The sequence below is a fragment of the Pseudonocardia cypriaca genome (assembly GCF_006717045.1).
GTDB classification, from domain to species: domain Bacteria; phylum Actinomycetota; class Actinomycetes; order Mycobacteriales; family Pseudonocardiaceae; genus Pseudonocardia; species Pseudonocardia cypriaca.
In genome coordinates this window covers 1,295,098-1,320,533 of record NZ_VFPH01000003.1, presented here as the reverse complement: position 1 = coordinate 1,320,533, position 25,436 = coordinate 1,295,098, and the positions used below count along the sequence as shown (strand labels likewise).

The 25,436-nt window shown below is 72.9% G+C and carries 28 protein-coding genes and 1 tRNA gene; 17 read left to right on the top strand and 12 right to left on the bottom strand.

The window, feature by feature from the left end; all coding sequences use genetic code 11:
• Positions 1-143 precede the first annotated feature (143 nt).
• The 3 genes from FB388_RS37810 to FB388_RS37800 are packed head-to-tail and all read left to right on the top strand — an operon-like array spanning position 144 to position 1,965.
• Complete coding sequence (locus FB388_RS37810; protein ID WP_142107429.1) at positions 144-815, top strand: HAD family hydrolase; 672 nt, start codon at positions 144-146, stop codon at positions 813-815.
• Positions 816-861: 46 nt separating this feature from the next.
• On the top strand, positions 862-1,458 hold the full coding sequence (locus tag FB388_RS37805) for a DinB family protein (protein WP_142107428.1): 597 nt from the start codon (positions 862-864) through the stop codon (positions 1,456-1,458).
• Positions 1,459-1,488: 30 nt separating this feature from the next.
• Complete coding sequence (locus FB388_RS37800; protein WP_142107427.1) at positions 1,489-1,965, top strand: cupin domain-containing protein; 477 nt, start codon at positions 1,489-1,491, stop codon at positions 1,963-1,965.
• 63 nt (positions 1,966-2,028) lie between these two features.
• On the opposite strand, the gene FB388_RS37795 is transcribed toward FB388_RS37800, so the two are convergent.
• Positions 2,029-2,529, bottom strand: coding sequence for a pyridoxamine 5'-phosphate oxidase family protein (locus FB388_RS37795; RefSeq protein WP_246122801.1), 501 nt, complete (start codon positions 2,527-2,529; stop codon positions 2,029-2,031).
• Positions 2,530-2,585: 56 nt separating this feature from the next.
• On the opposite strand from FB388_RS37795, the gene FB388_RS37790 reads away from it, so the two are divergent.
• Entirely contained in the window at positions 2,586-3,062 is a 477-nt protein-coding gene (locus FB388_RS37790) for a MarR family winged helix-turn-helix transcriptional regulator (RefSeq protein ID WP_170226010.1), read from the top strand.
• A gap of 61 nt (positions 3,063-3,123) precedes the next feature.
• Here FB388_RS37790 and FB388_RS37785 read toward each other — a convergent pair whose 3' ends face one another.
• Together FB388_RS37785 and FB388_RS37780 are read right to left on the bottom strand one after the other, a co-directional pair.
• Positions 3,124-3,435: an EthD family reductase gene (locus FB388_RS37785; protein WP_211362467.1), complete on the bottom strand. Its 312-nt coding sequence runs from the start codon at positions 3,433-3,435 to the stop codon at positions 3,124-3,126.
• A 267-nt stretch (positions 3,436-3,702) separates the two neighbouring features.
• Positions 3,703-3,787: transfer RNA gene (locus tag FB388_RS37780), tRNA-Ser, on the bottom strand.
• Positions 3,788-3,904: 117 nt separating this feature from the next.
• Here FB388_RS37780 and ypfJ point away from each other — a divergent pair.
• Positions 3,905-4,828, top strand: a complete 924-nt coding sequence (ypfJ, locus tag FB388_RS37775) for a KPN_02809 family neutral zinc metallopeptidase (protein ID WP_142107424.1) — start codon at positions 3,905-3,907, stop codon at positions 4,826-4,828.
• 65 nt (positions 4,829-4,893) lie between these two features.
• Here ypfJ and FB388_RS37770 read toward each other — a convergent pair whose 3' ends face one another.
• The gene (locus FB388_RS37770) at positions 4,894-5,538 is read right to left on the bottom strand and encodes a GNAT family N-acetyltransferase (protein WP_142107423.1); all 645 of its coding nucleotides are present in this window, start codon (positions 5,536-5,538) and stop codon (positions 4,894-4,896) included.
• Between the two features lie 54 nt (positions 5,539-5,592).
• Between FB388_RS37770 and FB388_RS37765 the strand changes: the two genes are divergently transcribed.
• The 5 genes from FB388_RS37765 to glfT1 all read left to right on the top strand — a co-directional run bounded on the left by FB388_RS37765 (position 5,593) and on the right by glfT1 (position 10,008).
• Positions 5,593-6,579, top strand: a complete 987-nt coding sequence (locus tag FB388_RS37765; RefSeq protein WP_142107422.1) for an NAD(P)H-quinone oxidoreductase — start codon at positions 5,593-5,595, stop codon at positions 6,577-6,579.
• A 129-nt stretch (positions 6,580-6,708) separates the two neighbouring features.
• The gene (locus FB388_RS37760; RefSeq protein ID WP_142107789.1) at positions 6,709-7,209 is read left to right on the top strand and encodes a bacterial proteasome activator family protein; all 501 of its coding nucleotides are present in this window, start codon (positions 6,709-6,711) and stop codon (positions 7,207-7,209) included.
• A 225-nt stretch (positions 7,210-7,434) separates the two neighbouring features.
• Complete coding sequence (gene wzm, locus FB388_RS37755) at positions 7,435-8,310, top strand: galactan export ABC transporter permease subunit Wzm/RfbD (RefSeq protein ID WP_142107788.1); 876 nt, start codon at positions 7,435-7,437, stop codon at positions 8,308-8,310.
• A 7-nt stretch (positions 8,311-8,317) separates the two neighbouring features.
• The gene (gene wzt, locus FB388_RS37750; RefSeq protein ID WP_142107421.1) at positions 8,318-9,082 is read left to right on the top strand and encodes a galactan export ABC transporter ATP-binding subunit Wzt/RfbE; all 765 of its coding nucleotides are present in this window, start codon (positions 8,318-8,320) and stop codon (positions 9,080-9,082) included.
• On the top strand, positions 9,079-10,008 hold the full coding sequence (gene glfT1, locus FB388_RS37745; RefSeq protein WP_142107420.1) for a galactofuranosyltransferase GlfT1: 930 nt from the start codon (positions 9,079-9,081) through the stop codon (positions 10,006-10,008). The genes wzt and glfT1 overlap by 4 nt, the downstream gene beginning before the upstream one ends.
• A gap of 37 nt (positions 10,009-10,045) precedes the next feature.
• On the opposite strand, the gene FB388_RS37740 is transcribed toward glfT1, so the two are convergent.
• From FB388_RS37740 to FB388_RS37725, 4 genes are read right to left on the bottom strand one after another with little or no spacing between them, the layout of a single operon-like run.
• Positions 10,046-10,456, bottom strand: a complete 411-nt coding sequence (locus FB388_RS37740) for a GtrA family protein (protein ID WP_142107419.1) — start codon at positions 10,454-10,456, stop codon at positions 10,046-10,048.
• 3 nt (positions 10,457-10,459) lie between these two features.
• Positions 10,460-11,650, bottom strand: a complete 1,191-nt coding sequence (locus tag FB388_RS37735) for an MFS transporter (protein WP_142107418.1) — start codon at positions 11,648-11,650, stop codon at positions 10,460-10,462.
• Entirely contained in the window at positions 11,647-12,261 is a 615-nt protein-coding gene (gene wrbA, locus FB388_RS37730; protein ID WP_142107417.1) for an NAD(P)H:quinone oxidoreductase, read from the bottom strand. The genes FB388_RS37735 and wrbA overlap by 4 nt, the downstream gene beginning before the upstream one ends.
• Positions 12,262-12,290: 29 nt before the next feature.
• Positions 12,291-12,854, bottom strand: coding sequence for an NADPH-dependent FMN reductase (locus FB388_RS37725; protein WP_170226009.1), 564 nt, complete (start codon positions 12,852-12,854; stop codon positions 12,291-12,293).
• A 105-nt stretch (positions 12,855-12,959) separates the two neighbouring features.
• Here FB388_RS37725 and FB388_RS37720 point away from each other — a divergent pair, with 105 nt between their 5' ends.
• Together FB388_RS37720 and FB388_RS37715 are read left to right on the top strand one after the other, a co-directional pair.
• Positions 12,960-16,160 carry an AfsR/SARP family transcriptional regulator gene (locus tag FB388_RS37720; protein ID WP_142107415.1) on the top strand — a complete coding sequence of 1,067 codons (3,201 nt, stop codon included), beginning with the start codon at positions 12,960-12,962 and terminating at the stop codon, positions 16,158-16,160.
• Positions 16,157-17,839 carry a DUF885 domain-containing protein gene (locus tag FB388_RS37715; protein WP_211362466.1) on the top strand — a complete coding sequence of 561 codons (1,683 nt, stop codon included), beginning with the start codon at positions 16,157-16,159 and terminating at the stop codon, positions 17,837-17,839. Before FB388_RS37720 ends, FB388_RS37715 begins: the two co-directional genes overlap by 4 nt.
• Before the next feature lie 25 nt (positions 17,840-17,864).
• Here FB388_RS37715 and FB388_RS37710 read toward each other — a convergent pair whose 3' ends face one another.
• Positions 17,865-18,569 (bottom strand): TetR/AcrR family transcriptional regulator, encoded by a 705-nt coding sequence (locus FB388_RS37710; protein WP_142107414.1) that lies wholly within the window; start codon positions 18,567-18,569, stop codon positions 17,865-17,867.
• A 105-nt stretch (positions 18,570-18,674) separates the two neighbouring features.
• On the opposite strand from FB388_RS37710, the gene FB388_RS37705 reads away from it, so the two are divergent.
• Both FB388_RS37705 and FB388_RS37700 read left to right on the top strand, forming a co-directional pair.
• Entirely contained in the window at positions 18,675-19,214 is a 540-nt protein-coding gene (locus FB388_RS37705) for a dihydrofolate reductase family protein (protein WP_142107413.1), read from the top strand.
• A 25-nt stretch (positions 19,215-19,239) separates the two neighbouring features.
• Complete coding sequence (locus FB388_RS37700; RefSeq protein WP_142107412.1) at positions 19,240-19,809, top strand: dihydrofolate reductase family protein; 570 nt, start codon at positions 19,240-19,242, stop codon at positions 19,807-19,809.
• On the opposite strand, the gene FB388_RS37695 is transcribed toward FB388_RS37700, so the two are convergent.
• Positions 19,800-20,399, bottom strand: coding sequence for a DUF1707 SHOCT-like domain-containing protein (locus tag FB388_RS37695; RefSeq protein WP_142107411.1), 600 nt, complete (start codon positions 20,397-20,399; stop codon positions 19,800-19,802). The two genes, FB388_RS37700 and FB388_RS37695, sit on opposite strands and share 10 nt — an antisense overlap.
• Before the next feature lie 59 nt (positions 20,400-20,458).
• Between FB388_RS37695 and dprE1 the strand changes: the two genes are divergently transcribed.
• The 3 genes from dprE1 (at position 20,459) to FB388_RS37680 (ending at position 23,007) form a co-directional block, all read left to right on the top strand.
• Positions 20,459-21,820: a decaprenylphosphoryl-beta-D-ribose oxidase gene (gene dprE1 / locus FB388_RS37690; RefSeq protein ID WP_142107410.1), complete on the top strand. Its 1,362-nt coding sequence runs from the start codon at positions 20,459-20,461 to the stop codon at positions 21,818-21,820.
• Positions 21,817-22,572, top strand: a complete 756-nt coding sequence (dprE2, locus tag FB388_RS37685; protein WP_142107409.1) for a decaprenylphospho-beta-D-erythro-pentofuranosid-2-ulose 2-reductase — start codon at positions 21,817-21,819, stop codon at positions 22,570-22,572. Before dprE1 ends, dprE2 begins: the two co-directional genes overlap by 4 nt.
• A 66-nt stretch (positions 22,573-22,638) precedes the next feature.
• Positions 22,639-23,007, top strand: coding sequence for a YciI family protein (locus tag FB388_RS37680; RefSeq protein WP_142107408.1), 369 nt, complete (start codon positions 22,639-22,641; stop codon positions 23,005-23,007).
• A 70-nt stretch (positions 23,008-23,077) separates the two neighbouring features.
• On the opposite strand, the gene FB388_RS37675 is transcribed toward FB388_RS37680, so the two are convergent.
• Positions 23,078-24,583: an acyltransferase family protein gene (locus tag FB388_RS37675; RefSeq protein ID WP_142107407.1), complete on the bottom strand. Its 1,506-nt coding sequence runs from the start codon at positions 24,581-24,583 to the stop codon at positions 23,078-23,080.
• Positions 24,584-24,756: 173 nt separating this feature from the next.
• Positions 24,757-25,395: a nitroreductase family protein gene (locus FB388_RS37670; RefSeq protein ID WP_142107406.1), complete on the bottom strand. Its 639-nt coding sequence runs from the start codon at positions 25,393-25,395 to the stop codon at positions 24,757-24,759.
• Positions 25,396-25,436 lie beyond the last annotated feature (41 nt).

Sequence of the window (25,436 nt, the reverse complement as noted above, 5' to 3'; positions counted from 1 at the left end):
GCTGTCGCGAACGTCAATGCTCGCGCGCAGGCCCGTGCGAGGCTGCCCACGTGCCGCTCCTCACCGAGGAGTTCACGAGGCAGGAGACGCGGGTGCTGCGTGGGCTCGGGGTTCCGGACCGCCGGCGTGGGTAGTCCCGACCGGTGGCGGACTACGACACCGCGATCTTCGACGTCGACGGCACGCTCGTCGACACCAACTACCACCACGCCCTGGCCTGGTTCCGGGCGTTCCGCCGGCACGACCTGACCGTTCCGGTCTGGCGGCTGCACCGGGCGATCGGGATGGGCGGCGATCACGTCGTGCCTGCCGTCGCCGGTGACGACGTGGAGCAGCGGCTCGGCGAGCAGCTGCGCGCCGACTGGGCCGAGGAGTTCGCCCCGCTGCTCGACGAGATCCAGCCCTTCGAGGGCGTGCGTGAGCTGCTGGAGGACGTGCGCCGCCGTGGCTTCACGCTCGTGCTGGCGAGCTCGGGCAAGGCCGAGCACGTCGACCACTACCTGGGCCTGTTCGGCGGTGCGGAGCTGGCCGAGGCCTGGACGACCTCCGCGGACGTCGAGCAGACCAAGCCGGAGCCGGACCTGCTGCGGGCCGCGCTGGAGAAGGTGGGTGGACGTTCGGCGGTGCTGGTCGGCGACTCCGTGTGGGACTTCGAGGCGGGCGGGCGGCTCGGGGTGCCCGGATACGGGCTGCGCACGGGCGGCTTCGCCGTCGACGAGCTGCGCGAGGCGGGAGCGCTCGAGGTCTTCGAGTCACCGGCGCAGCTGCACGAACGCCTGGACGAAACCGCGCTCGCGAAGAGTGCCAGGAGCTGACCTACATCCCTCCTACGGTCGTGCGGACGACGACCCAGGAGGACCGATGATCCACGAAGCCCAGGTGTTCCAGCTCGCCGACCAGGCAGCAGGACACGCATTCACGCTGGTCGGGTCCGAAGACATGGACAGCATCCTCCCGCCGCTGTTCGACATGCCGGGCGCAGACCAGCCGCTCCCGTTGCGCCAGGTCCTCACCCACGCCGCCTACGACGAGGCGTGGATCCCGGACATGCTCGCCGGCCGGACGATGGAGGAGGTCGGGCGGGACGCCTACGACGGCGACCTGCTCGGCGACGACCCGCACGGGAGCATCGCCCGCATCGCCGAGCGCGCACGCGCGGCTGCCGGCCGGGTGACCGACCGCGATGCGGTGGTGCACTGCGCCTACGGCGAGGTCCCGGTGTGGGACTACTTCTGGCAGCTCAACGTCGCGCGCACGCTCGCCGCCCACGACATCGCGCGGCTCCTCGGAGCCGAGTCACCGGTGTCCGAGGAGCTGGCGAAGGCGATGTGGGAGGGCACGGCGCCGGCAGCTGACACGTGGCGGTCGTTCGGGATCTACCGGGAGGAGGTGGCCGTGCCCGACGGCGCTTCCTGGCGTGCGCGCTACCTCGGCCTCACCGGCCAGCAGGAGTCGTAACGCACGCACGACCCCCAGCGAGCCAGGCCCATGCTCAACTCGACGGCACCCTTCGCCGTGCAGCCCGGCGAGGGCCCGGTTCTCGAGACGCCCACCGGTGACTCGATCACGGTGAAGGCCGACACCAGGGGCACGAACGGCTCGCTCACGGTCCTCGAACTGCTGGTCGCGCCCAAGTCGGGGCCGGCGAGGCACATCCACCTGCGCGAGGACGAGGTCTGGTGGGTGCTCGAGGGCGACTTCCGGTTCAAGGCCGGTGACACCATGCTCCGGGCGTCGGCCGGGGGCATGGCCTTCGGGCCGCGCGGCCTGCCGCACAACTTCCAGAACATCGGCGAGACGCCGGGGCGGTTGTTGATCATCACATCCCCGTCCGGGGTGGAGCGGTTCTTCGAGCAGTTCGCCGCGCTTCCGGCTCCCGTGGACGGCGACGCGCTGGCCGCCGTCGGTCACGCGAACTGGATCGAGTTCATCGGTCCCCCGCTCGCGGTCTCCGATCCGCTCTAGAGCGGATCGCGCCGAGCCGCGCACCAGCATGGTCATGGCGGCCCTGGCGTGCGCTTGCGATGATCATGAGCTGGCTCCTGGCGCCGCGACGGCCTCGGGAGCGCCGAACCGGTGCACCTCCGGTGGCGTCCCCGCGGCGAGCGCGTCGGCCCGCGCGAACCGCAGGAGCCACGGACGCATGCGCACCAGCACGAACCCGGGGTCGTCCGGCCCACCTGGCCAGATGGTGGCGGGATCGAACCCCGCCGGTCGTGGCGTTGCGGCCACCATCGTCCACACCCGCTCCCGCTCGTCGCGATCGGTGACCACCTGCGCATGGCACTCCGCGACGGCGACGTCGTGCTTCTCCCACCAGTACGAGCACGAGACGTACGGGGTGGCCTCGATGTGGCCGAGCTTCGGCGTGCCGGACCGGGTGGTGAGCCACCCCGTCAGCCCCTCGCCTCCGAGCTCCCAGACCGGGTGGACGACGCGCGAGCGCGGCCGCCCGGATCGGTCGACGGTGCCGAGCGTGCACCAGACGATCTCGTGGGCGATCCCGACGAACCGTTCGAGCGGCGACATATCCACAACCATAGTTACACAACCAACATTGTCAACCTTGGTTGTAGGCTTCCCCCGTGCCCGTTCCGGACGACCTGCTCGACTTCGCCGTGGCTGCCCAGCTCGCCGGGCTGGCGCTCACCGACCGCGCCCTCGAACGGCTGCACGCCCGCGGCCACCCCCAGCTGCGGGTGAGCCACGGCTACCTGTTCCAGCACCTCGTCGAAGGTCCGGTCACCATCGGTGAACTGGCCGAACGGCTCGGCATCACCCAGCAGGCCGTCTCGAAGACGGTCGCCGAGCTGACGACCGCCGGCTACGTCCACCGCGAGCCCGACGCGGCGGACGGGCGGGTGCGCCGGGTCGCGCTCACCGAGCGCGGCCACGCGGCGGTGCGCGACGCCCGCGAGGTGCGGGCCGAGCTGGTCGGCGAGCTGACCGAGAAGATCGGGGCCGACCGGGTGGAGTCGGCGCGGCGCACCCTGCTCGCCGCGCTCGACATCGCGGGTGGCACCGCCGCCGTGCGGAACCGCAGGGTGCGTCCGGCACGGTAGGACCGCGGAAGCTCGACGCTCACCGGCGAGCACCTCGCGGCGTACGTCGGCGGGTGACCGGTCAGACGACGGAGCCGGCCGGCCCCGCCAGCACCGTGACGCCTGCCGTCGCGAAGTTGGCCAGGTCGGCCCGGGTCGCCCGGGCCTCCGGTCCCGCCATGCCCGCGCCGTAGGCCGCCTCGGACTCGTACTCCATCATCGCCACCAGGTAGTACGGGGGCAACGTGCCGTCCGGGCCCGGTCCGGGCCTCGTCACCGTGTAGCGCTGCAGGCCGGGGATCGTGGCGGCGAGCGGCGCGTGGACCCCGTCGTAGTGTTCGTCGAACCGGGCGGGATCCTCGGGGTGGTTGTAGAGCACGGTGACCTGGAACACGAGACCTCCTCGCCGCGGGACAGGAGTCATCTCTAGCGCACCGATGGCGTCCGGAGGCACGGTGAGGGCGGGATCACGGGACCGGGCAGAGGATCTCGGCGGCGATCCGGGCGCTGTCCTGCGCGAACGGGACGAGGCCGAGCCGGAGCCCTATGTCTCCGGCAGATCGGACCTCAGAGCCGTCTGAGCACGTCCACATCTGCAGCCGTTCCGGTACGAAGCTCAGGATCGACCACTGCCAGAGCTGCAACCGCATCGGCGGGACCGCGGAAGCGGAGGGATTCGAACCCCCGAACCCTTTCGGGTCTCTCGCTTTCAAGGCGAGTGCATTCGGCCGCTCTGCCACGCTTCCGTCGATGAGGGTAGTCGCAGGCCCAGCGGGCGGTGGAGCGGCGCGGGCGGCACCCTTACGGGCGAGCGTGAGCGAGCGGTCACGGCGGATGTGGTGGGATCTGCGCGGGAGGGCAGCATGCGGTTCGACGAGAACGCCCAGCTGGACACGTCTCACATCGACGACCTGCGGGGCAGCGGTGGTGGCGGCGGGATCGGCGGGCGCGTCGCGGTCGGCGGCGGCGGGCTCGGCGTGGTGGGGCTGATCCTCTACTTCCTGCTCAGCCAGCTCGGCGGGGGCGCCGGCGTCGACATGGGCGGGCTCGGGGGGCTGGAGCAGGGGCAGACGAGCGACACGTCCCAGGCGGCCTCCAACTGCCGGACGGGCGGGCAGGCCAACACGGAGCTGGACTGCGAGGTCGTCGCGGTCGTCAACTCGCTCGACGGGTACTGGAGCGACACCTTCGCCCGCTCCGGGATGACCTACCAGCCGCCGCGCACCAACTTCTTCAGCGGCGGTGTGCGCACCGGCTGCGGCAGCGCGTCGTCGGCCGTCGGGCCGTTCTACTGCCCGGCCGACCAGGAGGTCTACATCGACCTGGGCTTCTTCCGGGAGCTGGAGACGCGCTTCGGCGCGGAGGGCGGTCCCTTCGCGCGGGCCTACGTGATCGCTCACGAGTACGGGCACCACATCCAGGCGCTGCTCGGCACCAGCGAGCGCGTGCAGGCGGGCGAGACCGGGCCGACGTCGGGCTCGGTGCGGCTGGAGCTGCAGGCCGACTGCTACGCCGGGGTGTGGGCGAACCACGCCGAGTCGGTGCCGACGGCATCCGGCCAGCCCCTGATCCAGAACGTGACGCGCGACGACGTGGCGGCCGCGCTCGACACGGCCGCCCGCATCGGCGACGACTACATCCAGAGCCAGCTCGGCGGCGGCCAGGTGGACGAGAGCCAGTTCAGCCACGGCAGCTCGGCGCAGCGCGAGCACTGGTACACCACCGGGTACCAGACGGGCGACCCGGCGCGGTGCGACACCTTCGCGCGCGGGGTCGACCTCGGCTAGCGGCGGGTCGCCGGAACACCGTTCCCGTCAGCGCAGCGGGTTGATGCGCTGCTCGGGTCGACCACCTACTCCAGGCCGAGCAGCGGCAGGCAGGCGTCTGCGCCCTCGACCTGCAGCTTCCACTCCGGACGCACGAAGTCCTCGGGGGTGAGTACGAGGCGCACGTCCTCGGCGGCCTGCCCGCGCCGGACGACCCACGTGGAGCCGTCGCGGCGGTAGCCGAGGCGCGCCGACACCCGGTGCGATGCCACGTTGTCGGCGAAGGCGGAGGAGCGCGCCCGCACGGCGCCGAGGTGGTCGAACGCGAAGGCGAGCACCGCCGCCCGCATCTCGGTGCCGAACCCGCGGCCCTGGTGGCGCATGCCGATCCAGGAGCCGGTTCCGACCTCGCGGAGGATCCGGAAGTCGGCGGCCCGGAAGCCCTGCGTGCCGATCACCCGTCCCTCGTGGCGGGCCAGGAAGTTGACCGACCAGTCGTCCGGCGCCAGCCGGGAGCGCACGTCCCAGAAGTGCTGCAGCATGCGACGGCCCAGCTCGCGCGGGTCGGCGTCGGTCCACGGGACGGCGAACGGCATGAAATCCGGCGGGTGCACGCCGTGGTGGGCCTCGTCGACGAGCTCGAGCAGCCCGGCGTCGTCGTCCGGTCGCAGCTCCAGCCGTGGCGTGCGCAGGACGAGACGCCGCAGTGGCCATGGCTCCGGGTGGTTCATGGAGCCACCTTGCCGGAGCGGCGCCGTCGCGCTCGACCGAATAGCGTCAGCGCCATGCATGCGATCACGGTGCGGGAACCGGGCGGGCCGGAAGTACTGGAGTGGACCGAGGTCGCGGACCCGGCGGCGGGTCCGGGCGAGGTCGTCGTCGACGTCGCCGCGAGCGCGGTCAACCGCGCCGACCTGCTGCAACGCCAGGGCTTCTACCCGCCGCCGCCCGGGGCGACGGACATCATCGGGCTCGAGTGCTCCGGCCGGATCGCCGCGATCGGCGACGGCGTCGAGGGCTGGCAGGTCGGCGACGAGGTGTGCGCGCTGCTCGCGGGCGGCGGGTACGCGGAGAAGGTCGCCGTGCCGGCCGCGCAGCTGCTGCCGGTCCCGGACGGCATCGACCTGGTGACGGCCGCGGGCCTGCCCGAGGTGGCGTGCACCGTGTGGTCGAACATCGTGGCCGCCGGGCGTCTGACCGCCGGGGAGACGTTCCTCGTGCAGGGCGGGAGCAGCGGGATCGGCACCCACGCGATCCAGGTGGCCAAGGCGCTCGGCGCCCGGGTGGCCGCCACCGCGGGTGCCCCGGATCGCCTGGAGCGCTGCCGCGCGCTCGGCGCCGACATCGTGATCGACTACCACGACGACGTCCCGGCCCGGCTGAAGGAGGCCACCGACGGGCACGGCGCCGACGTCGTCCTCGACATCATGGGCGCCAAGGGCCTCGCCGCGAACATCGAGGCGCTCGCGCCCGACGGCCGGCTGCTGATCATCGGCCTGCAGGGCGGGACGAAGGGCGAGATCGACCTCAACAAGCTGCTGCGGAAGCGCGGCAGCGTCACGGCCCTGCAGCTGCGCGGCCGCCCCGTGACCGGGCCGAACGGCAAGGGCGCGATCGTCGCGGGGGTGCGCGAGCAGGTGTGGCCCATGCTCGCCGACGGGCGGGTGCGCCCGATCGTGCACGGCAGCATCCCCCTGCCGGACGTGGCGAAGGCACACGCCCAGCTCGAGGCGGGCGGCGTGATCGGCAAGATCCTCTTGCCCCTGACCTGATGCCGTGGGTGGATGTGAGTGCTGGAGCACCCGCATCCACTTCCGACGCCGGAACGCCCGGCTCGCTACCGTGGTGCGGTGAGCCAGCCAACGGAGCAGAACAACGGGGACAACGGCGACCAGCAGCTCATGGTCATTGGCCCTGACGGGCGGCCGGTGGGCGTGGCGCGGGTCCCCCAGTCCGGCGAGGACGCCGAGGAGCAGGGAGTGGGCTCCATGGTCGAGCAACCGGCCAAGGTCATGCGGATCGGCACCATGATCAAGCAGCTGCTGGAGGAGGTGCGGGCCGCGCCGCTCGACGACGCGTCCCGCAACCGGCTCCGCGAGATCCACGAGAACTCGATAAAGGAGCTGGAGGACGGGCTCGCCCCGGAGCTGCGCGAGGAGCTGCACCGCCTCAGCCTGCCGTTCACCGACGACTCGACGCCGTCGGACGCGGAGCTGCGGATCGCCCAGGCGCAGCTGGTCGGCTGGCTGGAGGGGCTGTTCCACGGCATCCAGACGGCGCTCTTCGCCCAGCAGATGGCCGCCCGCCAGCAGCTGGAGCAGATGCGCCGCGGCCTCCCGCCCGGCGCGGCGCCCGCGGCCGGGGAAGGCCCGATCGGCCGGGGCACGGGCCAGTACCTGTAGCGGAGCCGGACCGGTGATCGTGCTCGCACATGATCACCGCTCCCGCGCACTCCTGCCCCGGCGGCGCACCCGGTCGACGGGGTGTGTCCGCGGCGGCGACGTGCGTCGACCGACACGGGGAGCGCGGGCCGGCGGAGGCGCGCATCCGCCGGTTCCGGCCCGCACACCAGCACCGGCGCGGACGGTCGCTCGACCCGCCGGTACCCTCGCCTGGTGGCTCAGACGATGACCACCGGCGACGACCGGGCCGAGGGCGCCATCCCCGCCCGGCCCGCCGTGGCCGACGTCCCCGGTTCGCGCAGCTGGCGGCGCGCGTTCGGCGACCTGAAGCAGGGTTGGCAGCAGCGCCCGCTGTGGGGCTACCTGGGCTGGCAGGACATCAAGCAGCGCTATCGGCGCTCGGTGCTCGGGCCGCTGTGGGTCAGCATCAGCATGGCGGTCATCGCCACCGCGATGGGCATCCTGTACGGCGCGCTGTTCCAGATGGACCTGCCCACGTTCCTGCCCTACGTCGCCACGGGGCTCCTGATCTGGAACTTCGTGAACGGCTGCATCCTCGAGGGCAGCGAGGTCTTCATCGCCAACGAGGGCCTGATCAAGTTCCTGCCGGCGCCGCTGTCACTGCACGTGTACCGGCTGGTCTGGCGCCAGACGCTGTTCTTCCTGCACAACCTGGTCGTGTGGGCCGTCCTCATGGTGGTCTTCCCGCACCCGCTCGGCTGGTCGCTCCTGCTCGCGTTGCCGGCGTTCGCGATCCTGGTGATCAACGGGGCGTGGATCTCCGTGCTGGCCGGCATCGTCGCCACGCGGTTCCGCGACATCCCGCCGATCATCGCGAGCCTCACGCAGCTGCTGTTCTTCATGACGCCGATCGTCTGGCAGTACGACACGTTGCTGCGGAACCCGGCGGTGGCCGAGCGGGCGCGGATCGCCGAGCTGAACCCGGTGCTGCACTTCGTGGAGATCCTGCGCCAGCCGCTGCTCGGCCAGCCGATCGAGTGGCGGCACTGGTGGGTCGTCCTCGCCATCACCGTCGTCGGGTGCGCCGCCGCACTCGTCTTCCTCCGCAACTACCGCTCCCGCGTCGCGTACTGGGTCTGAGGGGCGCATGGTCAGCATCGACATCGAGGGCGCCGCCGTCGACTTCCCGATCTTCGACGCGAAGTCGCGCTCGTTGAAGAAGGCCGTGCTCGGCCGGGCGGGTGGACGGATCGGCACCAATTCGAAGGTCCCGGTCATCGAGGCACTGCGCGACATCACGGTGTCGCTGCGCCGGGGCGACCGGGTCGCGCTCGTCGGCCACAACGGGGCGGGCAAGTCCACGTTGCTGCGGCTGATGTCGGGCATCTACGAGCCGACCCGCGGCCGGTCGAGCGTGGTGGGCAAGGTGGCCCCGGTCTTCGACCTCGCCGTGGGGATGGACCCGGAGATCTCCGGCTACGAGAACATCCTCATCCGCGGCCTGTTCCTCGGCATGACCCGCAAGCAGATGGAGTCGCGGGTCGACGACATCGCGGAGTTCACCGAGCTCGGCGACTACCTGTCGATGCCGCTGCGCACGTACTCAACGGGCATGCGGGTGCGGCTCGCGCTCGGCGTGGTCACGAGCATCGACCCCGAGATCCTGCTGCTCGACGAGGGCATCGGGGCCGTGGACGCCGAGTTCCTCGCCAAGGCCCGCACCCGGCTCTTCGAGCTCGTGGAGCGGTCCGGCATCCTGGTGTTCGCCTCCCACTCCGACGAGTTCCTCGCCGACCTGTGCGACACCGCGATCTGGATGGACCACGGCACCATCCGCGAGCACGGCCCGCTGCGCGACGTGCTCCACCACTACAAGGGACGTGACGTGCTGGCCGAGATCGAAGCCCGGTGAAGGCTACGGCTCCGCTTCCTCCCGGATCCGTCGTCGCGGTGGTGGTCACGCGCCACCGCACCGAGCTGCTCGCGGAGTCGCTGGCCGCGCTCGCGAAGCAGACCCACCCCATCGCCCACCTCATCGTCGTCGACAACGGGCCCGACGAGCCCGCCCGCGAGGTGGTGGAGACCTGCGGCCTGCCGGCCACCTGGGTCCCGTCCTGGACGAACCTCGGCGGCGCGGGCGGTTTCGCGCTCGGGATGCTGCAGGCCCTCGCCATGGGCGCCGACTGGATCTGGCTGGGTGACGACGACGGCCTGCCGGCCGACGAGTCCACCCTCTCCACGCTGTTCGACCTCGCCGAGCGCCGCCGCCTCGCCGCCGTGTCCCCCACCGTGGCCGACAAGGACCGTCCCGACCGGCTGGCCTTCCCCGTGCGGCGGGGGCTCGCCTGGCACCGTTCCCGCGCCGCGCTGGCGGCCGACGTCAAGCACGGCGCCGACGACGAGCTGCTGCCCGGGATCGCGGCCCTGATGAACGGCGCGCTGTTCCGGGCCTCCACGCTCGACGTCGTCGGCGTGCCGGACCTGCGGCTGTTCGTGCGGGGCGACGAGGTGGAGGTGCACCGGCGCCTGGTGCGTTCCGGGCTGCCGTTCGGCACCTCGCTGCGGGCGGCGTACCTGCACCCGGCCGGTTCCGACGACGACAAGCCGATGCTCGGTGGACGCCTGCACGCCCGCGACCCCGACGACCCGGTCAAGCGCTACTACACCTACCGCAACCGCGGCTTCCTGGTCTCCCAGCCGGGCATGCGGCGGGTGGGCGCGCTGGAGGTGCCGCGGTTCGCCTGGTACTTCCTGGTGACCAAGCGGAGTCCCCGCGAGTTCCTGCAGTGGCTGCGGCTGGTGCGCCAGGGCCGGTCGGAGCGATTCCGGCGCCCCTGATCAGGCGGCGGTCGGCGGCCAGGCACCCGAGGTGGGGTCAGCGGCGGAAGACGACCGTGCGGAGCATGACGAAGTTGATCGCGGTGGCCGTGCCCTGCGCGATCACCCACGCCACGCTCGTGCGGAACGGGAGCTGCGGCAGCACGGCGAGCATCAGGGCGTTCATCCCGATGTTGATCGCGAACGTGGTGCCGTAGAGCAGCACGAAGCCGGCGAAGCGGGCGCGGCCGCCCTCGGTGGCGGTGAACGTGAACCGGCGGTTGAGCAGGTACGCCGTGGTGGTGCCGAGGATGAAGCTGATCGCCTTCGCGAGGTGCACGTAGGTGCCGAGCGCGAGCAGGGCGTGGTAGCCGCCGAAGTCGACGAGCGCGGAGAGCGCCCCGACCGCGACGAACCGGCCCAGCTGCGCGGCGAGGCCGGGCTGGGCCGGTGCGTCGGCGGTGGTCACCTGTCAAGGGTATCGAGTGGCTGAGAGCCGGGCGGCGAGTACCGCCACCAGGCCCGTTGCGGCGATCAGCGCGCCCGCGGCGGGCGGGCCGGTCACGCCGAGCGGGGTGTCGATCGCGAGCCCGCCGAGGTACGCGCCGAGCGCCGCGCCCGTGTTGACCGCGGAGCCCCCCGCTGCCGATGCGAGCAACGGGGCGCCTGCCGCCTGGTCGATCAGGCGGGTCATGAACGGCGCCACCAGGGCGAACGCGCTGGCTCCGACGACCATCAGCAGGACAGTGGCCACGACCGGAGAGCTCGCGCCGACGGCCAGCCCGGCCAGAGCGGCCGCGAGCACCGCGAGCCCGGCGCCGAGCACCCTCAGCTGGGACCCGGCCCCGAGCCTGCCGCCGACGACGTTGCCGGCCAGTAGCCCGACCCCGAACAGGCCGAGCAGCGCGGCGATGGCGCCAGGCGGGAAGCCGCTGGCCGAGGTCAGCAGGGGTGCGATGTAGGTGTAGGCCGCGAAGAGGCCGCCGAGGCCTGCCATCCCGATGGCGAGCGTGAGCCACACCTGCAGCTGCCGGAACACCCCGAGCCCGGCCCGCAGCGTCGTGGGTGCGGGTGGCGGCGTCGCGGGCACGGCGACGAGGACCGCCACCAGCGCGGCCGCCCCCGCCGCGGCGACCGCCCAGAACGTGGCGCGCCACCCGAGCTCCTGCCCGATCAGGGCGCCGAGCGGCGTGCCCGCCACGTTCGCGGCGGTGCCACCCGCGAACACGAGCGCGATCGCGCGGGCCCGCAGCTGCGGCGCCACCAGGTCGGCCGCCACGACGGCCGCGGTGGCGAGGAACGCGCCCTGCCCGAGCGCGCTGAGCACCCGGCCCGCCATCAGCATCGAGTACGTGCCGGAAAGGGCGGCGAGGGTGTTGCCGGCCAGGAAGACGGCCGCGGCGATCACCAGCAGCCGGGTGCGCTGCACCCGGGTGCCTGCCACGACGAACAGCGGCCCGCCGACGACGATGGCCGCGGCGTAGCCGGAGATCAGCAGGCCCGCCGTGGAGATGCCGATCCCGAGGTCGGCGGCCACCTCGGGAAGCAGGCCCGCGATCACGAACTCGGCGGTGCACATCACGAACGCGCCTGCCGCGAGCGCGAGCAGCGCGACGCGCGGGAACGACCGGGCGGCGGGCGGGGCGACGGCGACGGCGGTCATGACGCACGCACCGGCGCCAGCGCGGCGGTGATCCGGGCCAGCCGCGCGCCCTGGTGGGTGGCGGCGGCGAGCACCTCCTCCGGCGGTCCCTCCGGACCGGCCACGGTGCTCAGCCCGTACGGGTTGCCGCCCGCGGCGTGGATGAGGTCGTAGTCGACGTACCCGGTGGGCACGATGATCGAGCCCCAGTGGTGGGCCACGTGGTAGAGCGCGAGGAGCGTCGACTCCTGCCCACCGTGCACCTCGGCGGTGCTGGTGAACCCGGTGAACGGCTTGTCCGCGAGGTGCCCCGCCTCCCAGATCCCGCCCGTCCGGTCGATGAACTGCTTGAGCTGCGCCGCCACGTTCCCGTAGCGGGTGGGCGTGCCGAGGGCGTAGCCGTCGGCCCAGGTCAGGTCGTCGAGCGTGGCGACCGGGATGTCGGCGGTGGCGTCCCGGTGGGCCCGCCAGTCCGGGTTCCGGTCGACGACGTGGTCGGGCACGGTCTCCTCGACGCGGCGCAGGCGCACCTCGGCGCCTGCCCCGATCGCGCCCTTGGCCAGCGCCTCGGCGATGGCGTGGACGTTGCCGGTCGCTGAGTAGTAGACGACGGCGATGCGGGGGGCGGACATCCGGTTCTCCTCTCGGTGGTCGGCGGGGATCAGCCGGCGACGGCGAGAGCGGGGCGCGCCGCGCTCTGCAGGGCGGACACCAGGTCGGTGAGGGCGTCGCTGTGGGCGGGGTCGCGGAACACGTCCGCGCCGGGCTCGAACGCCTGGTCGGCCAGCGGCAGGGAGAAGGAGGGGTCCAGGACCTCGCTGCCGGCGATCCGCAGCACCTTGGCGAGGTGCTCGGCCGCCCACGCGCCGCCGTAGTCGCCGGGGCTGGCGCTGGTGACGCCGACGAGCTTGCCGGTGAGCACCGACTCGCCGTAGGGCCGCGACGCCCAGTCCAGGGCGTTCTTGAGCTGGCCCGGGATCGAGCCGTTGTACTCGGGGGTGGAGATCAGCAGGGCGTCGGCGCCCGCGATCGCCGCGCGCATGTCCGCGACGGAGGCGGGGGTGTCGTGCTCACCGTCCTCGTTGAACGGCGGGATCGCGCTCAGACCGCACCACAGCTCGACCCACGTGTCGTCGGCGGCGACGGCGGCCGCGGCGCGCAGCAGCGCGGTGTTGACGGAGTCGGCGCGGAGGCTGCCGGAGATGGCGAGGATGCGGAGGCCCATCGATTCTTCCCTTCGGGGGTGCCTGTTCGACGAGACCGACAGTGGGCTCCCGCGCTTACCGATCACTTCCCGTTCGCTGACCATCCGCCCGTTACGGTCGTAACCGTGCGATTCGGTGTGCTCGGACCGCTGGCGGTTTGGACCGACGCCGGCGCGCCGGTCGTGGTGCCGGGCGCGATGGTCCGTGCCCTGCTCGCCGACCTGCTGGTGCACCGGGGCAACCTCGTCACGGCCGACCGGCTGATCGAGGACCTCTGGGGCGCCCGCGCACCTCGGCAGCCGCTCGGCGCGCTGCAGGTGAAGGTCTCGCAGCTGCGGCGGGCACTCGACGGTGCCGAGCCGGGCGCCCGCGCGCTGGTGGTGTCCCGCGGTCCCGGCTACGTCCTCGACGTACCCGCGGCCGCCGTGGACGCCGGGCGGTTCGCCGACCTCGTCGCCGCGGCACGGGCGGCCGAGCGGCCGGCCGCCGTCGCGGAGCACCTCGCCGAGGCGCTCGCGTTGTGGCGGGGGCCGGCGTTCGCCGACGTGGCCGACGAGGAGTTCGCCGCACCGGCGGTCGCGGAGCTGGAGGAGCTACGCCTCGGCGCCGTCGAGCAGCACGCCGAGGCGCGGCTGGAGCTGGGCGAGGTCGACGCCCTGATCGGCGAGCTGAACACCTTGATCGACCGGCACCCGTTGCGGGAGAAGCTGCACGCCACCCGGCTACGCGCGCTGTACCGGGCGGGCCGGCAGGCCGAGGCGCTGCAGCGCTACGACGAGCTGCGGGTCCGGTTCCGGGACGAGCTCGGCCTGGATCCCTCGCCCGAGCTCGTCGAGCTGCACCGCGCGATCCTCACCCAGGAACCCGAGCTGGACGCCGTCCCGGCCACCGCGGTGCCACGGACCAACCTGCCCGCGACGTGGGACGAGATGGTCGGGCGGGACGGTGACGTCGCGGAGCTGCGCGCCGTGCTCGACTCGGCCCGGCTCGTGACGCTCACCGGCCCGGGCGGGGTCGGCAAGACCCGGCTCGCCATCGAGACCGCGCGCCGGCTGGTCGACGTGATGCGCGACGGGGTGTGGCTCATCGAGCTGGCCGCGGTCGACGGCCACCGCGACCACCCGATCGGCGAGCTGGCGGAGCTCGTGACCACCGCGCTCGCCCTGCACGACGACACGCCGAACGCGGCGGCCGCCGACCCGATCGACCGCATCGCCGACGCCGTCGCCGACCGTCAGGTGCTGCTGCTGCTCGACAACTGCGAGCAGATCGTCGAACCGGTCGCCGAGCTGGTCGCCGCGCTGCTGCGGCGGGCGCCGGGGCTGCGGGTGCTCGCGACCAGCCGGGAACCGCTCGGCCTGCGCGGCGAGGTCGTGCGACCGGTCCCCGCCCTGGACCTCCCCGCCGAGGCGGCCGACCCTGCCGAGTCCGCTGCCGTGCGGCTCTTCGTCTCCCGGGCAGCGGCCGCTGCGCCCGGGTTCGCGCTCACGCCCGCGAACGCCCACGTCGTGGCCGCGGTGTGCCGGCGGCTCGACGGGCTCCCGCTCGCCCTCGAGCTGGCCGCGGCGCGCGTCCGAACGCTCGGCCTCGCCGAGCTGGCCGCGCGCCTCGACGACCGGTTCCGCGTGCTCGACTCCGGCCCACGGGACGCTCCCCGGCGGCAACGGACGCTGCGCGCCGTCATGGACTGGAGCTGGGAGCCGCTGTCGGAGTCCGAGCGGGCGGTGCTGCGGCGCCTCGCGGTGACCGCCGACTGCTGCACCGCGGGCCTCGCCGAGAAGGTGTGCGCAGGGGACCCGATCGGCGAGGGCGACGTGCTCGGGCTGCTGGCGCGGCTCGTCGACCGCTCGCTGGTGATGCCGGTCGACCAGGGCGGCGCCATCCGCTACCGGCTCCTGGAGACCGTCGCGGCCTACGCGGGGGAACGGCTGCGGGAGACCGGTGAGGAGGAGGCGGCCCAGCTGCACTACGCCCTCGCCTGCGCGGAGCTCGCCGAGCAGGCCGCGGAGCGGTTGCGGGGCCCCGACCAGCAGGAGTGGCTGCAACGCCTCGATGCGGAGGCGGCCAACATGCGCGGGGCGCTCGACATCGCCGTCGCCCGGTCCGACGCCGCACTCGCCCTGCGGCTGGTGCGTGCGCTGACCTGGTACTGGTTCCTCCGCGGACGCCACCGGACGGCAGCGCGGTCGCTCGCGGCGGCGCTCCGGATCGCGGGGCAGGAACCCTCGGTCGTGCGAGCCGACGCCCGCGCCGCGCTCGCCTCCATCAGGATCCGGGAGCGCGGCGTCGACGATCCGGCGGCGCACAGCCGCGCCGCGCTCGCCGAGTACGCCGGACTCGACGACCCCGGGGCGCTCGCACACGCCCAGTGGCTGCACTCCTACGTCATCAGCGGGATCGGTGCGCTGGAGGAGTGCGAGCCACTCGCCCACGCCGCGCTGGAGACGTTCCGCGAGCTGGGCGACGCGTGGGGCACCGCCGCCGCGCTGCGCGAGGTCGGCATGTACGCGATGACCCGCGGCCGCCTGGACGAGGCGCGGCGCGCGGGTGCGGAGAGCGCGCGGCTGTTCGAGGAGCTGGGCGACCGGTGGGGGCAGGCCGCAGCCGCCGAGCTGCTCGGAACCCTCGACGAGATCGCAGGCGACAACGAGTCGGCCGCGCGAAGGCACCGGGACGGGATGCGCTGGACCGAGGAGCTGCAGCTCTGGCCGGCCATGATCGACCACCTCAGCCGGCTCGGCAGGCTCGCCGCCCTCATGGGCGAGCCCGCGCTCGCCGACGAGCACCACCGTCGCGCGATGACGCTCGCCCGTGAGCAGGGCTACGAGTCCACGGCCGTCTACGCCCAGCTCGGCCTGGGCATGGTGGCCCGCCGCACCGGACGGCTCGACGAGGCGCACGAGCACCTGACCGCCGTGCACGAATGGCACCGCACGGCCGGGTACGAGCCGGGGAAGGCGCTGACCTACGCCGAGCTCGGCTTCCTGGCCGAACAGCGCGGCGACGTGGACGGGGCGCGCCGCCTGCACACCGAGGGCCTCGCCGCTGCGCGCCGTTCCGGCGACCCGCGGGCGGTCGCCCTCGCGCTCGAAGGTCTGGCCGGCGAGCGCGCGCTCAGCGGCGAGCACCGCGAGGCCGCCCGCCTGCTCGGCGCCGCGGCAGCGGCCCGGGCCGCTGCTGGTGAGACGGATGCGTCCAACGACCGCGGCGACGTCGAGCGGATCACCGCAGCGGCCCGCGCGGCACTGGGTGGTGCGTTCGACGCGGAGTTCGCCCGTGGCGCCGATCTGGACGTCGACTCCGTGGTGGGCACTATGAGCGGGTGACGACCACGCACTCCGCCGTACGTCCCCTGGCCGACGACTACGTCCGCCGGCTCGCCGACCTCGACACCCGGGTGGCGACGTCACTGGGCACGCACCCCGGCGACGACCGGGTACCCGACCTGTCTCCCGAGGGTCATGACGCCGTCGACGAGCTGGACCGCTCGACGCTCGCGGCCCTGTCGGCCGCTGCCGTGGTCGATGACGACGACCGCCGGTGCGCCCGGCTGCTGCGCGAACGGCTCGAGGCCCAGCTGGCGGTGAGCGACGCGGGAGAGCACCTCCGCACCGTCCGCAACATCTTCGGGCCGCCGGCGCAGGTCCGGCAGCTGTTCGAGCTGATGCCCACGACCTCCCCGGACGGCTGGGCGGTGGTCGCGCGGCGGATGGGCGGGGTGCCGGACTCGTTCCGCGGCTACGCCGCCGCCTCGCTGGCCGAGGGGTCGCGACGCGGGTTGCACGCCGCCCCGCGGCAGGTGGAGACGGTGGTGGGTCAGCTCGACGACTGGCTCGCCGGCGAGGGTGGCTCGTGGTTCCACTCGTTCGCGGCGAAGGCGCCGGACGGGGTCTCGGCGGCGGTGCGGTCCGAGCTGACGGGTGCGGCCGACGCGGCGGCCGCGGCCACCGGAACGCTGCGGGAGTACCTGGCGGACACGTACCTGCCGGCGGCGGAGGGCACCCCGGACGCCGTCGGGCCGGACCGGTACCGGCTCGGCGCACGCCTGTCCACCGGCGCGGACCTCGACCTCGACGAGGCCTACGCCTGGGGGTGGGCGGAGTACCGGCGGATCGACGCGGAGATGCGCCGGGAGGCCGAGGCCGTGCTACCCGGGGCGGACCTGCGCACCGCGATGCGTCATCTCGACGAGAACGGCCCCGCGGTGGACGGCGTCGAGGAGGTGCGCGCCTGGCTGCAGCAGATGATGGACACGGCGATCGCGGAGCTGGACGGCACGCACTTCGACATCGCACCACCGGTGCGCGTCGTGGAGGCGATGATCGCGCCGCCGGGGAGCGCGGCGGCCCCGTACTACACCCGGCCGTCCCTCGACTTCTCCCGCCCGGGCCGCACGTGGCTGCCCACCATGGGCGAGACCCGGTTCCCGCTGTGGCAGCTGATCAGCACCTGGTACCACGAGGGGGTTCCGGGGCACCACCTGCAGCTGGCCCAGTGGACCCACCTCGCCGACCGGCTCTCGACGTACCAGACCACGATCGGCATGGTGTCCGGCAACGCCGAGGGCTGGGCGCTCTACGCGGAACGCCTGATGGACGAGCTGGGATACCTCACGGTGCCCGGCGCTCGGCTCGGCTACCTCGACGCGCAGCAGATGCGCGCGGTGCGCGTCGTGATCGACATCGGCATGCACCTGCAGCTGCAGGTGCCGGCCGACTCCCCGCTCCACCCGGGCGAGACCTGGACCCCGGAGATCGCGCGCGAGTTCTTCGGCGCGCACTCCGGGCGACCGGGGGCGTTCCTGGACAGCGAGATCGTCCGCTACCTCGGCTGGCCGGGCCAGGCGATCAGCTACAAGCTCGGCGAGCGGGCCTGGCTGGCCGGCCGGGACGCGGCGCGGGCGGCCCGCGGCACCGACTTCGACCTGAAGGCCTGGCACGCCGCCGCGCTGTCGCTGGGCAGCCTCGGCCTCGACGACCTCACCGACGAGCTGGCGAAGCTGTAGCGCCACCCGGACCGGCGGAGCACCGTCAGGCGCGTGCCGCAGCCCTGGCGATCTGCACCTCGAGCCCGTCCAGGATGAGCTCGAGCCCGAACCGCCAACCGTTGTCCCCGGACCGGCCGGACCCGGTGGCGCTCAGCACGGCCGCGTAGTCGCCGTTGCGCGATGCGAGCTGCTCGCGCAGCGAGCCGGACCCCTTGCCCGGGGTCCACGGCTGCGTGCCGGACATCGTGGCCGTCAGCGTGTTGCGCACGTGGGCGCACAGCAGCAGGACGGCGTCCATCTGCTGGGGGCCGGCGAGCCCGGCCTCGGCGAGCACGTCGACCGGGCACTCGATCCACGCGACCTCGCGGGGACCCATCACCCGGTCCCCCACCGTGGCCTGCGGCAGCCACGGGTGGAGCAACCAGTTCTCCCGGAGCAGCCCCGCCCACTCCTCGATCCGGGGCCGCCAGCCGGCGCCGTGGAGGACCGGCGGGTCGCCGACCGCGGCCTCGATCGTGACGGCGAGCAGCTGTGCCTTGCCCGTCACGTACCGGTACAGCGCCATCTTCGTGACGCCGAGGGCCTCCGCCACCCGCTGCATGGAGACGGCGGCGAGCCCGTCGGCGTCGGCGATCCCGATCGTCGCCGCCGCGATCGCGGCGATCGAGAGCGACGGCCGCGGCCCGCGGCTGGGCGTGCTCGGCGTTCCCCAGAGCAGCTCGATGATCTGCCCGGTGTCGTCGTCCATCCGCTCCTCGATTCGCTCTTGCCCCCACGACCCGTTTGCCGTAAACAGTATCCACCAGATACTGTTTCTACAGGAGACAGTACAGCACCTCGAGGGGAAACACTCATGGGATCCATCAAGTCCGGCCTGTTCATCTCGCTCGACGGCGTGATCGAGTCGCCGGAGACCTGGCACTTCGACTACTGGAACGACGAGATGGGAGCAGCCGTCGGCGCGCTGATGGAGGGCAACGACGCCATGCTGCTCGGCCGCAAGACCTACGACGGGTTCGCCGAGTACTGGCCCCAGGCCGACCCGGACGACCCCATGACCAAGCAGATGAACGAGGCGCAGAAGTACGTCGTGTCGAGCACCCTCACCGAGGCCACCTGGGAGAACTCGACCATCGTCAGCGGCGACGTCAAGGCGGAGCTCACCGAGCTGAAGCAGGACAAGCAGCTCGGAACGACGGGGAGCGCGGTACTGGTCCGCTGGCTCCTCGAGCAGGAGCTGATCGACGAGCTGCACCTGCTCGTGCACCCGGTCGTGATCGGGACGGGCCAGAAGCTGTTCGAGGACGGCGCGAAGGTCCCGCTGAAGCTCCTCTCCTCCGCCACCTTCGAGACCGGGGTCGTGCACCTGATCTACGGCCCGGCCACCAGCTGACCCGGCCCGGAACCGGAGGTTCGAGATGGGCAGGATCGTCGTAACCGAGTTCATCTCGCTCGACGGTGTCGTCGAGGCCCCCGGCGGCGAGGAGTTCGAACACCCGAACTGGGCGTTCGCCTTCGACCGCGGCGACGAAGGCGAGCAGTTCAAGGTCGACGAAGCGCTCGGGGCCGAGGCGCTGCTGCTCGGCCGCAAGACCTACGAGGGCTTCGCCGCCGCGTGGCCGGGCTACGAGGGCGAGCTCGCCGACAAGTACAACGGCATGCCCAAGTACGTGGTCTCGCGCACCCTCACCGATCCGGCGTGGAACAACACCCACGTGCTCGGCGGCGACCTCGTCGAGGAGGTCACGGCGCTGAAGAAGGCGGTGGAGGGGGAGCTCCAGGTCGCCGGGAGCATCCAGCTCGTGCAGGGGCTCATCGCGAACGACCTCGTCGACGAGATCCACCTCATGACGTTCCCGATCATCCTCGGCACGGGACGGCGGCTGTTCGGGGAGACCCCCGACAAGTCGACGTGGAAGCTGACCGAGTCCAGAACGGTCGGCGAAGGCATCCCGATCACGATCTTCCGACGGGCAGATCAGAAGTAGCGGCCGGCTATGCGGTAGCGCCGCCGCACCGTCACCGATCCCATCCCGGCCCGGCCGTGCACCACGAAGTGGGGGACGCCGGGCCGGGGTACGGACGGGACGCTGCTCTTGACCGTGCCCATGCTCGCCACGATGTCGTCGACGTTGGCGGTGGCGTCGTCGGGCACGAGCAGCTTGGCCGATCCCGCACCCAGGTCGACCTCGATGTCCACCACCGGGTGCGGGATCACCGTGTCGCAGAAGTCGAGCACCACCGAGCCCATCGCGCTCTGCAGGCGCAGCCGCGGCGGCACGTCCCACGTCCCGCTGCGCTTGATCGTCGACATCCCGGCGCGGAGCACCAGCGGCGGCGCGTCCGACGGCACCGCGGGCACCGGGCGGGCCACGATCGCGTCGGGGTCCGGCAGGTCGACGAAGGGTGGGCGCAGGTCGACCTCGTAGCGCGCCGCGTAGACCACCGCGAGCCGTTCCTCCAGCTCGCTGAGCGTGATCCGGCCCTCGGCGAGCGCCTGGTGCAGCCGCTGGGCCGCCCGCTCGCGGTCTGCATCGGAGATGCGGAACCCGCGCGACTCGGACGGCGACTCGCTCACAGGCTGAGCCTAACGGCGCGGCGAAGCGCTGGCCGGGACGAGCGCTACCCTGGCCCGCGATGCCGGAATCGACGAGCTTGCGCGGTTGGGGACGTACCGCGCCCACCACCGCGAAGGTGCTGGCCCCCCGGTCCCCCGACGACGTGTCGGCCGCGATCAAGAGCGCAGGCCCGCGCGGCGTCATCGCCAGGGGCCTCGGTCGCTCCTACGGCGACCCGGCGCAGAACGCGGGCGGCACCGTCCTGGACATGACGGGGATGGCCACCATCCACTCCATCGACGCCGAGACCGGCATCGTGGACCTGGACGCCGGAGTCAGCCTCGACACGCTCATGCGCGCCGCGCTGCCGTACGGGTTGTGGGTGCCGGTTCTGCCCGGCACCCGGCAGGTCACGATCGGCGGCGCCATCGGCGCGGACATCCACGGCAAGAACCACCACACCAAGGGCAGCTTCGGCAACCACGTCCGATCGCTCGACCTGGCCACGGCCGACGGCTCGGTGCGCAGGCTCACCCCGGACGGCCCGGACTCCGACCTGTTCTGGGCCACCGTCGGCGGGATGGGCCTCACCGGCGTGGTCGTGCGCGCCACCGTGCAGCTGCACCGCACCGAGTCGGCGTACTTCGTGGTGGACACCGACCGCACGGCCGACCTCGACGAGCTGATGGGCCTGCTCACCGACGGTTCGGACGACACGTACGGCTACTCCGCCGCCTGGTTCGACACCACCACCACCGGCGCGCAGCTCGGCCGGGCCGTGCTCACGCGCGGCTCGCTCGCCACCGTGGACCAGCTGCCCGCGAAGCTGCGCAGCGACCCGCTGAAGTTCGACGCGCCACAGCTGCTGACGTTCCCCGACGTGTTCCCGAGCGGGCTGGCCAACCGCTACACGCTGCGGGCGTTCAGCGAGCTCTGGTACCGCAAGGCGCCCAAGCGCCAGCGCGGGTCGATCCAGAACATCACGGCCTTCTACCAGGTGCTGGACCTGTTCGGGGACTGGAACCGGGTGTACGGCTCGCGCGGCTTCCTGCAGTACCAGTTCCTCGTGCCGTTCGGCGAGGAGGCGACGTTCCGCCGGATCGTCGAGAAGATCGCCGCGTCGCCGCACGCGTCCGGGCTCAACGTGCTCAAGCGGTTCGGTGCGGGCAACCAGGCGCCGCTGTCGTTCCCCCAGCCCGGCTGGACGATCACGGTCGACTTCCCGATCGCGCGCGGCCTGCACCAGCTGTGCGAGGAGCTGGACGAGCTGGTGCTCGGCGCGGGCGGCCGGTTCTACCTGGCGAAGGAGTCGCGGGTGAGCGCCGCGAAGTTCCGCCGCGGCTACCCGCGCTTCGACGAGTGGCGCAAGGTGCGCGACGCCGCCGACCCGGAGGGGGTCTTCGCCTCCGACATGTCCCGCAGACTGGAGCTGACCAAGTGATCGACGCCGTGGGCAACCCGCAGAGCATCCTGCTGCTCGGCGGCACCTCCGAGATCGGCCTCGCGGTCGTCGAGGCGTTCGCGGGCGACCGGCCGCTCCGCGTGGTGCTCGCGGCCCGCCCGTCCGACCGGCTCGACGCCGCGCGCGCCCGGCTGGAGGCGCGTGGCTGCGCCGTCGAGACGCTCCCGTTCGACGCCGAGGCCCTCGACACCCACGCCGACGTGGTGCGCAAGGCCTTCACCGGCGGCGACATCGACGTGGCGATCGTGGCGTTCGGCCTGCTCGGCGACAACGAGCAGGCCTGGACCGACGTCTCGTACGCCGCACGGCTCGCGCAGGTCAACTACACCGCGGCGGTAACGGTCGGCGTGGCGGTTGCCGAGCGGATGCGCGAGCAGGGCCACGGGGCGATCGTGGCGTTCTCGTCGGTGGCGGGCGAGCGCGCCCGCCGCTCCAACTTCGTCTACGGCTCCACGAAGGCCGGGCTGGACGCGTTCTACTCCGGGCTCACCGAGGCCCTGCGCCCCCACGGCGTCACCGTCACGGTGGTGCGCCCCGGCTTCGTGCACACCCGCATGACCGAGGGGATGCGGCCGGCCCCGCTGTCCACCACGCCCGAGGCCGTCGCCGCGATCACGGTCGACGCCGTCCGCAGGCGCCGCGAGCTCGTGTGGGCGCCCGCGCCGGTGCGGTTCGTGATGAGCGTGCTGCGGCACCTGCCGCGATCGGTGTTCCGCCGAATCCCCGGCTGAGTGTCGAGAACCCCGCGACGGTTCCGACCTCTCCGTGCAAGCCGAGCTGGACAGGAGCGAACCGCGATGAAGTACATGCTGATCATGCAGTTGAACCCGGCCGCCTTCGACGCGCTCACCGACGAGCAGCGCAAGGAGATCATGGAGGGCCACGGGGCGTTCATGGACACCATCAAGGCCTCCGGCGAGATGGTGGAGACCAAGGCACTGGCCGAGCCGGCACAGAGCGCCGTGGTGCGGGTGCGCGACGGCGTGCCGGTGGTGACCGACGGCCCGTACCTCGAGTCCAAGGAGTTCATGGGGGGCTACTACGTCGTGGACTGCGCCACCCGTGACCGAGCCCTGGAACTGGCCGCCCTGATCCCCGACGCCGGGGTCGAGGGCCTCGGCATCGAGGTCCGCCCGATCATCTTCTCGTCGGGTCCGGCGGACTGAGGTGTCAGCAAGGCCACCTTCCTGACGTCTCGCGTCGTGAAGGTGGCCATGCTGACGTACCCCCGCGTGGTCAGTTCCCGGCGTGCAGGTAGCTGCCCCGGATGTACTCGGCGCGCTCGTAGTCGGCCCAGAGGTCGTACTCGCTGCGGTGCGCCGCCCGCCTGCGCTCGGCCTTGACGAGCGCCGTGGCCAGCGTCGCGGGCCGCAGGGGCGAGGCGGCGTGCCGCGGCTGCGGCAGGGGCTCGTCGAGCCAGCCCGCGACCCGGGCGCGGGCCTGGCGCTTCGCCGCGAACCGGGCGGCCGCGGTGGCCAGCGCGCCGTCGGCGGAGGCGGCGACGGCCGGCAGGGTGAGCGGCCGGGCGCGCAGGATCCCCAGTGCGATGGCGACCCGCACCGGCAGCCGCTCGACGGCCGGGGTGAGGGCGCGCAGGCTGCGCCTGCTCGGCTCCTCGACGAACCGGTACATCAGCGCCGCGACCCCCACCGTGAGCACCAGCACCTGCACGCCGACGACGTGGGCGAGCGCGGTGTCCGGTGCCAGCACGGCGTAGCGCTCCAGCGCGAGCCAGTACACCTCGAAGAGCGGGATGTGCACGAGGTAGAGGCCGTAGGACAGCCGCCCCCCGTACCCGAACGCGGGAGTGGACAGCAGCATCGCCGGTCCCCGATCGGCCACGGCGAGCGCCGCCACGAGCACCGGGAACAGCACGATCACGGCGCCGCCGCGGCCGGGGCCGGCGAGCTCCCCAAGCAGCAGGCCCGCGGCCAGCACGATCGGCAGCACCGCGGCGACGGCTGACGCGGCCCGCCGGGCCGTGGGCGTCGGGTGCAGCCTGCGGACGGCCAGGTGGGCCAGCGCGCCCGCCCCGAACCCGCACAGGATGCGCACGAGCCAGCTCCACGGGAAGTACGGGCTGCCGGTGGCGAGGTAGGCCCATGCGATCGGCGCCATCAGCAGCACCGAGCCGCAGGCGAGCAGCACGACCGGGAGCCGGCGCATCCGGTACAGCACGAGCGCGGCGACCGGGAAGAGCAGGTACGCGAGCCACTCCGCGCTGATCGACCAGGTGGAGCCCACCCAGGAGGCGCCGTCGAAGTAGGGGTCGTCCCAGAGCTGCACGAGGACGAGCTGCTGCAGGTACTGACCGATGTCGAGCCCCGGCTGCACGGACTGGAACGCGATCACGCCGTCGCCGCCGAGCGCGGCACGCGCGATCAGCCACACCCCGAACACGTGCAGCACCAGCAGGTAGACCGGCCACAGCCGGCAGGCGCGCGCCCACAGGAACCGGACGGTGACCCTGATCCGCAGGGAGGGCCCGAGCTCGTCGACGTAGGTGTAGGCGATCACGAACCCGCTCAGCACGAAGAACAGGTCGACGCCGAGGGCGCCCGAGGTGATCAGCGGCCCCAGTGCGTCGACCACCCCGGTCACCCCCGGAAGCGGGGTGAAGTGGAAGTGGAACAGCACCACCCACACCGCTGCGACGGCCCGCAGTCCCGTCAGACCCCGTATTTCACCGGAGGATGCAGCTCGAGTACCGGATGGGGTGGCTGTTGGGCGCGGGCTCGTCACGTTCGTGAAAACGAAGCCTCGCTAACCAGCGATGCGAGTGACACCCGGAACGTACCGGCTTGGCCGCTGCGCTCACGGAGCGCTTCCGAGGTCGTCATCCATTCGGACGGATATCTGTTCGTGTTTCCGGCGCGCCTCCCACCACCGGCAAGCACGCAGTGCTACCCGCCGCCTCACCAGGCGTCGATGTGCAGCACCTTGTCGAGGGGCTCGCGCGGGGCCGGCCGGAAGGTCTCCCCCGTGTAGTACGCGGTGGGGAGCAGCACGCCCTGACGCACCTGCGGCGGGATGCCGAGCAGCTCCCCGATCTCCCGCTCGTGGGCCAGGTGCAGGGTGGTCCACGCGGTGCCCAGCCCTCGGGCGCGCGCGGCCAGCTGGTAGCTCCACGCCGCCGGGAGCAGCGAGCCCCACAGGCCGGCCTGGTTGCCGGCCGGCAGGTCGCCGCCGACCGTGATGCAGGCGAGCACGAGGACCGGGACGTCACCCATCCGCTCCGCGAGGTGGTCGGCCGAGGTCGCGACGCGCGCGCCGACGGCCTGCCGCTCCGCCGAGAGCTCCGCGGACCGTTCGGCCCGGGTCTCGCGGTAGCGGTCGTAGGACCGCTTGTAGTACTCGCCGATGGTGCGGCGCCGCTCCGGGTCGGTCACCACGACCCAGTGCCAGCCCTGCGAGTTGCTTCCGGTGGGGGCCTGGAGCGCCACCTCGAGGCACTCGCGGACCAGTTCGATCGGGACCGGCCGGTCGAGATCGAGCCGCTTGCGCACCGAACGCGTGGTGGTGAGCAGCTCGTCGGGGGTGAGCGGGAGCGTCATGCGTCCGATCATGCCTCCGGCGGCCGCACCCGGGAGGGATA

Bases quoted from the DNA above. Each gene is read 5' to 3' on its own strand.
- FB388_RS37805 (WP_142107428.1), top strand. From the start codon at position 862: ATGATCCACGAAGCCCAGGTGTTCCAGCTCGCCGACCAGGCAGCAGGA.
- FB388_RS37800 (WP_142107427.1), top strand. From the start codon at position 1,489: ATGCTCAACTCGACGGCACCCTTCGCCGTGCAGCCCGGCGAGGGCCCG.
- FB388_RS37795 (WP_246122801.1), bottom strand. From the start codon at position 2,529: ATGTCGCCGCTCGAACGGTTCGTCGGGATCGCCCACGAGATCGTCTGG.
- ypfJ (WP_142107424.1), top strand. From the start codon at position 3,905: ATGCGGTTCGACGAGAACGCCCAGCTGGACACGTCTCACATCGACGAC.
- FB388_RS37770 (WP_142107423.1), bottom strand. From the start codon at position 5,538: ATGAACCACCCGGAGCCATGGCCACTGCGGCGTCTCGTCCTGCGCACG.
- FB388_RS37765 (WP_142107422.1), top strand. From the start codon at position 5,593: ATGCATGCGATCACGGTGCGGGAACCGGGCGGGCCGGAAGTACTGGAG.
- FB388_RS37760 (WP_142107789.1), top strand. From the start codon at position 6,709: ATGGTCATTGGCCCTGACGGGCGGCCGGTGGGCGTGGCGCGGGTCCCC.
- wzm (WP_142107788.1), top strand. From the start codon at position 7,435: ATGACCACCGGCGACGACCGGGCCGAGGGCGCCATCCCCGCCCGGCCC.
- wzt (WP_142107421.1), top strand. From the start codon at position 8,318: ATGGTCAGCATCGACATCGAGGGCGCCGCCGTCGACTTCCCGATCTTC.
- FB388_RS37735 (WP_142107418.1), bottom strand. From the start codon at position 11,650: ATGACCGCCGTCGCCGTCGCCCCGCCCGCCGCCCGGTCGTTCCCGCGC.
- wrbA (WP_142107417.1), bottom strand. From the start codon at position 12,261: ATGTCCGCCCCCCGCATCGCCGTCGTCTACTACTCAGCGACCGGCAAC.
- FB388_RS37725 (WP_170226009.1), bottom strand. From the start codon at position 12,854: ATGGGCCTCCGCATCCTCGCCATCTCCGGCAGCCTCCGCGCCGACTCC.
- FB388_RS37710 (WP_142107414.1), bottom strand. From the start codon at position 18,569: ATGGACGACGACACCGGGCAGATCATCGAGCTGCTCTGGGGAACGCCG.
- FB388_RS37705 (WP_142107413.1), top strand. From the start codon at position 18,675: ATGGGATCCATCAAGTCCGGCCTGTTCATCTCGCTCGACGGCGTGATC.
- FB388_RS37700 (WP_142107412.1), top strand. From the start codon at position 19,240: ATGGGCAGGATCGTCGTAACCGAGTTCATCTCGCTCGACGGTGTCGTC.
- dprE1 (WP_142107410.1), top strand. From the start codon at position 20,459: ATGCCGGAATCGACGAGCTTGCGCGGTTGGGGACGTACCGCGCCCACC.
- FB388_RS37680 (WP_142107408.1), top strand. From the start codon at position 22,639: ATGAAGTACATGCTGATCATGCAGTTGAACCCGGCCGCCTTCGACGCG.
- FB388_RS37670 (WP_142107406.1), bottom strand. From the start codon at position 25,395: ATGACGCTCCCGCTCACCCCCGACGAGCTGCTCACCACCACGCGTTCG.